General features: G+C 62.6%; 9 protein-coding genes and 1 tRNA gene. 2 read left to right on the top strand and 8 right to left on the bottom strand.

Going from position 1 to position 7,686, the window contains the following annotated elements; genetic code table 11:
* Positions 1-173: 173 nt before the first annotated feature.
* Entirely contained in the window at positions 174-614 is a 441-nt protein-coding gene (locus tag DL1_RS18070) for a DUF6691 family protein (protein WP_038068949.1), read from the bottom strand.
* Complete coding sequence (locus DL1_RS18065) at positions 614-1,072, bottom strand: YeeE/YedE family protein (protein ID WP_038068946.1); 459 nt, start codon at positions 1,070-1,072, stop codon at positions 614-616. The genes DL1_RS18070 and DL1_RS18065 overlap by 1 nt, the downstream gene beginning before the upstream one ends.
* Positions 1,073-1,161: 89 nt before the next feature.
* Between DL1_RS18065 and DL1_RS18060 the strand changes: the two genes are divergently transcribed.
* A complete protein-coding gene (locus DL1_RS18060) occupies positions 1,162-1,479 on the top strand; it encodes an ArsR/SmtB family transcription factor (protein WP_051693669.1) in 318 nt (105 codons plus the stop codon).
* A 24-nt stretch (positions 1,480-1,503) separates the two neighbouring features.
* On the opposite strand, the gene DL1_RS18055 is transcribed toward DL1_RS18060, so the two are convergent.
* Together DL1_RS18055 and DL1_RS18050 are read right to left on the bottom strand one after the other, a co-directional pair.
* The gene (locus tag DL1_RS18055) at positions 1,504-1,704 is read right to left on the bottom strand and encodes a hypothetical protein (protein ID WP_038068944.1); all 201 of its coding nucleotides are present in this window, start codon (positions 1,702-1,704) and stop codon (positions 1,504-1,506) included.
* An 80-nt stretch (positions 1,705-1,784) separates the two neighbouring features.
* Positions 1,785-1,874, bottom strand: a tRNA-Ser gene (locus tag DL1_RS18050).
* Positions 1,875-2,070: 196 nt separating this feature from the next.
* Here DL1_RS18050 and DL1_RS18045 point away from each other — a divergent pair.
* Positions 2,071-3,171, top strand: coding sequence for an AI-2E family transporter (locus DL1_RS18045; protein WP_051693668.1), 1,101 nt, complete (start codon positions 2,071-2,073; stop codon positions 3,169-3,171).
* Here the strand turns inward: DL1_RS18045 and DL1_RS18040 are convergent.
* From DL1_RS18040 to DL1_RS18025, 4 genes are all read right to left on the bottom strand, one after another.
* On the bottom strand, positions 3,168-4,619 hold the full coding sequence (locus tag DL1_RS18040) for an MFS transporter (RefSeq protein ID WP_038068941.1): 1,452 nt from the start codon (positions 4,617-4,619) through the stop codon (positions 3,168-3,170). The two genes, DL1_RS18045 and DL1_RS18040, sit on opposite strands and share 4 nt — an antisense overlap.
* A 123-nt stretch (positions 4,620-4,742) precedes the next feature.
* Positions 4,743-5,531: a 3-hydroxybutyrate dehydrogenase gene (locus tag DL1_RS18035; RefSeq protein WP_038068938.1), complete on the bottom strand. Its 789-nt coding sequence runs from the start codon at positions 5,529-5,531 to the stop codon at positions 4,743-4,745.
* Positions 5,532-5,567: 36 nt separating this feature from the next.
* Positions 5,568-6,308: an acetoacetate decarboxylase gene (locus tag DL1_RS18030; RefSeq protein ID WP_038068936.1), complete on the bottom strand. Its 741-nt coding sequence runs from the start codon at positions 6,306-6,308 to the stop codon at positions 5,568-5,570.
* Positions 6,309-6,351: 43 nt separating this feature from the next.
* Positions 6,352-7,539 (bottom strand): patatin-like phospholipase family protein, encoded by a 1,188-nt coding sequence (locus DL1_RS18025; protein ID WP_051693667.1) that lies wholly within the window; start codon positions 7,537-7,539, stop codon positions 6,352-6,354.
* Positions 7,540-7,686: the final 147 nt, after the last annotated feature.

Below are 7,686 nucleotides of genomic sequence, written 5' to 3'. Positions count from 1 at the left end.
CTAGTCTTTGTGGCGGGCTTCGTCTCCGCCACCTTACCCCTATAGTACCGAGCTGACCGCGTGCCGTTTGCCGATGCAATGGTTCCGGGGATTTCAACGCCTCCAGAACGCAAGAAAGCAGGCCGATTTCTGCGGCCTGCCTTTCGTCTATCCGTAGATCCAACTGCTTCAGATCAACCCTTCGCGCCTTGCGGGGTGAAGAAGGTGGCGCGTTTTACATATGTCCCGAGCCAGAGCCCCAGCAGCATCGCGGGCAAGAAGATGAGCGTGCCCGGTGCGAGGCCCGACAGGGCGGTCCATGCGGGGCCGGGGCAGAAGCCACCGATGCCCCAGCCGATCCCGAACAGGGCCGAGCCCACAAGCAGCGGGCGGTCGATCTGACGGTTCGCGGGGATGTCATAGCGCGCGCTCAGAGCCGGGGCGGGCCTGCGCCAGACCAGACGGTAGCCGATAAACGCGGTGAGGGTGGCGCCGCCCATCACGAAGGCGAGGCTTGGATCCCAGGACCCTGCGAGATCAAGGAAATTCAACACTTTGGCCGGGTTTGACATGCCCGAGATCACCAGCCCCAGGCCGAAGACGAGACCGCTGAGAAAGCCGAGAAAGACGCGCATCAGATCGCTCCCATCAGGTGGCGGATGACGAAGACGGTCACGAAACCTGCCGCCATGAAAGTGAGCACGGCTACGAGCGAGCGGCGCGAGAGCCGTGCCAGACCGCACACGCCGTGCCCCGAGGTGCAGCCTGAACCAAGCGCCGTTCCCAGCCCGACGAGCAGCCCGGCCAAGCCCATCGTGATCAGCCCCGTGGGCACCGATTGCGCAAAATGCAGCCCGGCCAGCGACAGCAGGAGCGGTGCCACCACAAGCCCCGCGAGAAAAGCGATGCGCCAGTCGCGATCGCTCGGTGCCCCGGCAACCGGCACGATGGCGCCCAGAAATCCGTTGGTGATCCCGGCGATCCCCGCGATCTTGCCGAATATCCCCATCACCATGACGGCGCTCAGCCCGATCAGAATACCGCCGCCCAGTGAGGCCCATGGCGTGAAGGTCGTTGCGATCTCGGTATCCATTCAGATCTCCTGCAGGTGGCGGGACGCTTGCGTCCAGATTGATCATGTTGCATATATTAGCAGTATGTAATTTAGTAAAGGATAATTTAGTGGCGGATGATGATGCGGCGGCGGTCGCGGCTTTGGGCGCGCGCGCAGAGCATGTGGCGGAGCGTCTCGCGCTGGTGGCCAATGCCAAGCGCCTGTTGATCCTGTGCGAATTGGCCAAGGGAGAGCGCTCGGTCGGGGCGATCCAGCAGGCGGTGGGGCTCAGCCAATCCGCGCTCAGCCAGCATCTCGCACGGCTGCGCGCGGCGGGCATGCTGGTCACAAGACGCGAGAGCCAGACGATCTATTACCGGATCTGCGATCCCGAGCTGACACAGTTGATGGCGATGCTCTACGAGACGTTTTGCAAGCCCAAGTGAGCGGGGCTCGCGCGTAGGCTTGTCTCAGACGTCGGGCTCGAAGCGATGCGAGAAGGCCTGATGACCGGCCAGATCGGTCAGCTCGGCATAGTCCGCATAGCTGGTCTGGGGCGGGGCAGGCGGCTTTTGCTGAGCGCTGAGCGTGTTCAGCGCCGCGCGCGCCCCGGTTTGGCGTTTGTCGTGCCTAGAGAGTATCCCCAACGGATCGAGAACTGCGCGATGCATAGAGCCGCGAATCCCAAGCGTTTTTCTTTGGTGGGTGGGGCCCAGATAATTGAAAATAATTCAAATAAATCAAGGGCAAGTGGCGGAGAGGAAGGGATTCGAACCCTCGAGACGGTTCCCCGCCTACACACTTTCCAGGCGTGCGCCTTCGACCACTCGGCCACCTCTCCGCGGGCGGGTTTATCCGCAAAGGGCGGAGTGATGCAAGAGGGGTTTGTGCAGTTCTTTCATCTCTTTGAGCGCTTTGTTCAGGAGGCTTCGGAAAATTCAGCGCTCCGGGGCGCTTGCGCGCAGGGGCGTTGGTGCCTAGCATGATTTCCTGCCGATGTCAGCGCGCCCGACGGGTGGATCAAGGATGCTATGAATATGAAAGACAGCCCCAATCAAGGCCTTTCGGCCTTGACCGAGGAGCGGCGGCGCGAGCCCCGGCAGCTGACGAATGTGCTTTTGGGGATTATCGCCTTCGCGCTGGTGCTGTTTTTGATGGTGCAGGCGCGCTTCATCCTGATCTCGCTCGCGATTGCGATCATTTTGTTCTCGCTCACCTCCGAGGCGATCAACGGGGTCGGGCGGCTCAAGATCGGGCCGCTGCGAATCCCGCCCCGGGTGGCCTCGCTGATTGCGCTGGCGCTGATTGCGGCCGGGCTTTTGACGCTGACGGGTGTATTGATCAGTCAGGTCAATGCGGTGGTCACGATGATCCTGAACTATGCGGGCCCCGCGCAGCGCGCGATTGCAGAGCTGTTTGGTTGGCTGGGGCCGGATGTCGAGCAATCGGTTCTCGAATCCATGCAGCGCATTCAGGTGGCGGGCTATCTGACGACGCTGGCGGGGCAGGCCTCGAACCTGCTGTCTGCGACGATCCTCGTTATCCTGTTCGTGGGCTTTCTTTTTGCCGAGCGGATCTGGTTCAATGCCAAGCTCAACAGCTTGATGGGCGATCCTGAGCGGGCCGAGCGGATCGCGCGGACCGTGGGCACGATCATGCGCCGGGTAAATCACTATCTGCTGGTCAAGGCGGCGGTGAGCGCGGTCACGGCGATTGCGGTGTATTTCGTCTTCAAATTCGGTGGGTTTCGTCTCGCGATGCCGGTGGCGATCATCACGTTTGCGCTGAATTTCATCCCCTCGATCGGTTCGATCATCGCCACGCTGATCGCGGCGCTGGCGGTCTATGTGCTGACCCAGAACCCCTATCAGGCAGGGGCGGTGTTCGGGATTGTCGGGCTTTTGCAGTTTATAATCGGCAATGTGATCGACCCGATGCTGATGGGGCATGCGCTGCGGCTCTCGAGTTTTGGTATCATCATCTCGCTGGCCTTCTGGGGCGCGGTCTGGGGCTTGCCGGGAATGTTTCTCGCCGTCCCGATCATGGTGGCGTTGATGATCATCTGCGCGCAATCGCCGACGCTGCGGCCGCTCGCGGTGTTGCTGTCACGCGAAGGGCTGCCGGATTCCACGCATTAAGCGGCCCGCTCCGGGGTCGGGGGCTCATGTGAGCCCGCGCGCTGTGCGGGCTGCACGCGACGCAGCCCGTCGGCATCGCCCGGTTTGAGGCGTGCGAAATAGAGCGCCGAGATCGGTCCCATCAGGCCGGTCGCCACGAAGCCGATGACAAAGGCGCTATGGGGCAGTACGCCGCTTGCGGGCACGCCGCCGACTGCCGTGATCGCAAGTTCCAGCACCACGCCCGCAAAGGCGATCCCGAGGGCCAGCGACAGCTGGCGCGACATCGCGATGAAGGCCGTTCCGGTGCTGATTTCCTGCGCGCCAAGCTCGGCATAGGCAATCGCGTTGATCGAGGTGAAGACGGTGGCCTGCGCGGCCCCGCCGATCACCAGCAGCGGCACAAGTTGCCAATCGTGCAAACTGCTCACGCTGGCCAGACCGACGATGGCCAGCCCGCGCAGCACGGCGGCGAGGATCATCACCGGCTTGAAGCCGAAGCGATCCAGAATCCGCGGCACCAGCGCGCGCACCGAGACCGCGCCGAGCGCGTTGAGCCCCACCAGCGCGCCCGACACGACGATCCCGGTCTTGAGCGTGAGCTGGAAAAACAGCGGCAACAACAGCAGCACCGCGCCGTTCGACAGCCGGAAGATCATCGAGCCTATGACACCGATATCGAAGGTGCGATAGCGAAACAGCTTGGGGTCGAGCAACGCATCGGCGCGTCCCTGCGCGCGGCGCCAGTACAGGACGAGGGCCAGCACGCCCAGGCCCGTCAGCCCAAGCGAGGCCTGCCACGGCAGGACATGCTCCCCGAGTGACGACAGCCCCGTCATCGCCGCGACCAGCCCCAAGGCCGAGAGCAAAAAGCCCATTGTGTCGAAGGGTTTGGCGATGGGGGCTCCATCGGCGGGCATATGGCGCAGGGTCAGCGCGATGGCGAGTGCGGCCAGCGGAAGGTTGATCAGGAAGATCGCACGCCAGCCAAAGAAGGTGGTCAGCGTCGCGCCAAAGACCGGACCCAGCGCCGGGCCGATCAGCGCAGGCATGGTGACATAGACCATTGCGCGGGTGATTTCGGAGCGTGCGGTGTTGCGCAGCACGATCAGCCGTCCGACAGGCGACATCATCGCCGCCCCGAGCCCCTGAAGAGCCCGTGCGATCACGAGGCCGGGCAGGGTGGTCTGCACCGCGCATAAAAGCGAGGCGGCTGCGAAGACGCCAAGGGCTGCGATAAAGACGCGCTTGGCGCCGAAGCGATCCGCGATCCATCCCGAAACCGGCACAAAGGCCGCCAGAGCGATCAGATAGGCCGCCATCGCCATCTTGAGCGACAGCGCGGGCACGCCCAGCTCATGCGCAATGACGGGGATCGCCGTGGCAAGGATGGTGGCGTCGACCAGCTCCATCAGAAGCGACAGTGCCACGGTCAGGGGAATGATATTTGCGCGCAGGGTTTTGAACATATTCGCAGACAGTTAGTACGGCAGGCGGGGAAGTCATCCCGCCTAGCGTATCAGGGGCCAAGCGCGTCTTTGAGGGCTGCGGCGCGCCGCCCGAGGGCCACGCGCCGCAGCGGAATCGGCGGCTTAGTTCATGTACCAGCCATGGCTGACCACAAGGCTCTGGCCGGTGAGGGCATTGTTGGGGAAGGCCGCGAACATATAGGCCACTTCGGCCACATCTTCGACGGTCGTGAATTCGGTATCGACCGTGCCGCCCAGCATGATTTTGCTGACGACCTCATCCTCCGAAATCCCCAGATCCTTTGCCTGTTCGGGGATCTGTTTCTCAACCAGCGGGGTTTTCACGAAGCCGGGGCAGATCACATTGGCGCGTACGCCATAGGCACCGCCCTCTTTCGAGATGACGCGGGCGAGCCCAAGCAGGCCGTGCTTGGCCGTGACATAGGCCGATTTGAGCGGCGAGGCTTCCTTGGAATGGACCGAGCCCATGAAGATGATCGAGCCTTGTTTCTTCTCTTTCATATAGGGGATCACGGCCTTGGAGGTCAGGAAGCTGCCATCGAGATGGATCGAGAGCAGTTTCTTCCATTGGGCGAAGGGGAAGTCTTCGATCGGGTGTACGATCTGGATGCCGGCATTCGAGACCAGCACGTCGATCCCGCCCCAGGCATCGGCCACCTGCTTGACGCCGGCATTGACTTGATCCTCGTTGGTGACGTCCATCTCGACGGCCATCGCGGTGCCGGGGCCTTTTTCGCTCAGTTCCTTGGCGGTGGTTTTGGCATCATCGAGGTTGAGATCGGCAATCGCGACTTTCGCGCCGCCTTCGACATAGCGAATGGCAATGGCTTTGCCGATCCCCGAGGCGCCGCCGGTGACGATGCAGACTTTGTCTTTGAGATTGAGATACATGGGAGAACTCCTTGATTATGGTGTCAAATGGCGCTGTCAGTCGAGGTAATCATGCACGACTTTGCCCAGACCTAAAGTCAGATCTGTCAGGATATGCGTCGCGCGGACCACTTCGAGCACCGGCAGATCGGCAACCGGGGCCAGCGCGTGCTCGAACAACTCGAGCCGGGCCGGGGCCGACCACGCCCCTTTCACGGTGACGTCCTCGGAATGGTACTGAACCAGCTCGCAGATACGCGGCGTACAATCAACATGGGGAATGATCTTGAGCAGGAAGGCCGGGCCCTCAACGGTGGCTTTCGCCTCTTCGAGGTCGATCTTGTTATATTTGAAGCCCATCGTCGCCGTGGCAATCCGCACCGGGCCGATGTCGAGCGTGCCCAGAAGCGTGTCTTTCTGAACGCTCAGCTTCGGCGAGCCCAGCTTTTTGGGAAAGCCCCACAACTCACGCCCGCCCGCAATCGGGGCCTCGTCATCGAGATACATCGCGTGGCTATAGCCGCCCTCGATGCCGTTGAAGGTGACGGGGATCACCTGACCGCTTTCGGTGTAATCGCCAAACCCCGTGGAATCGGGCATGCGGATGAATTCGAAATTCACCAACCCGTCGGGATTGGGCACCAGCGGCTCGGGGACGACCTCGCGCAGCCGCTCGGGGTCGGTGCGATAGGTGATGGTGAAGAATTCACGGTTGATGAAGCGGTAGGGGCCGCGCGGAAAGGCGGGGCTCGTGAGCGGCATCGCGAAGGCGTTTTTCAAGACATCTTGCTGTTTCATGAGGTGGTCTCCGTTGGGAGGGCTTCGGGGAGGGAGGAGGGGCTTACTGACGTCCGAGATCGAAGGATTTCATCCCTTCCCCATGCGCCAAGAGTACGTCCCAGTCGGCTTTGGCGTGGATGCGGCGCACATCGCGCTCGCCCGCCTGCCAGTGCTCGCGCATCGAGGCGCGCGAGAATTCGTAATCTTTCTGACCGTTTTCATAGGCCGTCTGCCGGTAGATCAGGTGCAGCAGCGTCACATCGGTATTGGCCGCCACGTTCATCAGCCGTTTCAGGTCGGGATCGTCGCGCCATTCTGCGGGCAGCTTGTCGCCAAGGCTGCGCGCGATCTTGGCCACTTGGGCTGCGATCTCCATGCGCTGGGTGGCGGCGCGAGTGCGTGAGGAGAAACGGATATCCTTTTCGCGCGCTTCGATCTCGCCCAAAGTGCGCGGGGCCGCACCGCTGGCCGAGAACAGATCGACCTGAAAGATCAGCATCGGCGAGCCGTTGCCCGTCTCGTTGGTCAGCCGCACGCCCTCTTCGAGGACATATTGCAGCGGTGCATTGGATACGAGGCCGCCATCCCAATAGAGCGCGCCATCGATCTCGATCGGGGCAAAAGCCGGGGGCAGCGCGCCCGAGGCCATGATATGTTCCGGGCCGAGCCGCGTGGTTTCGCTGTCGAAATAGACCATGTTGCCATTTTCGACATTGACCGCGCCAAGGCTCACCCGCACGGGTCCGTCATTGAGCAGATCGAAATCCACCAGCTCCAGCAGGGTCTCGCGCAGCGGCGAGGTGTCGTAGACGCTCACCGCATCGGGCGAGCGGAAGGGCGAGAAGGCCGAGCCGGGCATGCGCGGCGAAAAGAACCCCGGTACTCCAAAGAACATGGCGCCCATGGCAGCGGCGGTGTTCCACTGGCTGCGTGCCGCTCCGGTGGGCACGAAGGGCAGCCCCGCGGTGGCTTTGGTCACGCGCTCCCAAAAGGTCTTGAGCGCATTGCCGCGCTCGCCTTTGGGATTGCCCGCGATGAGCGCGCAGTTGATCGCGCCGATCGAGGTGCCCGCGACCCAATCGGGGCTGAGGCCTGCGTCGGAGAGCGCGGTGAAGGCCCCGGCCTGATAGGCCCCCAGCGCACCACCGCCCTGAAGCACAAGCACTTTCTCACGGTCGCGCACCGCGGCGGGTAGGGTTTGGGTCTCGTGGGTGTCGGAAGCGGTCGGGCGAGATGTACGACGTGCCATTCAATTTTACTCCTGTATCGCCACGAGGGAGGGGCGCTTGTTTGGGTCGCGCGAGATGCGCCTGTCTAAGATGTGGCCGGGGTGGGCGCTCACTGCGAGCCCGCTCACCACAGTTTGACGAGGCAGTCGGCCAAAATTTCGCGTGAT

Source organism: Thioclava dalianensis (genome assembly GCF_000715505.1).
GTDB classification, from domain to species: domain Bacteria; phylum Pseudomonadota; class Alphaproteobacteria; order Rhodobacterales; family Rhodobacteraceae; genus Thioclava; species Thioclava dalianensis.
Note: the sequence above shows the minus strand (reverse complement) of the source record. Positions and strands in the feature narration are given on the sequence as shown.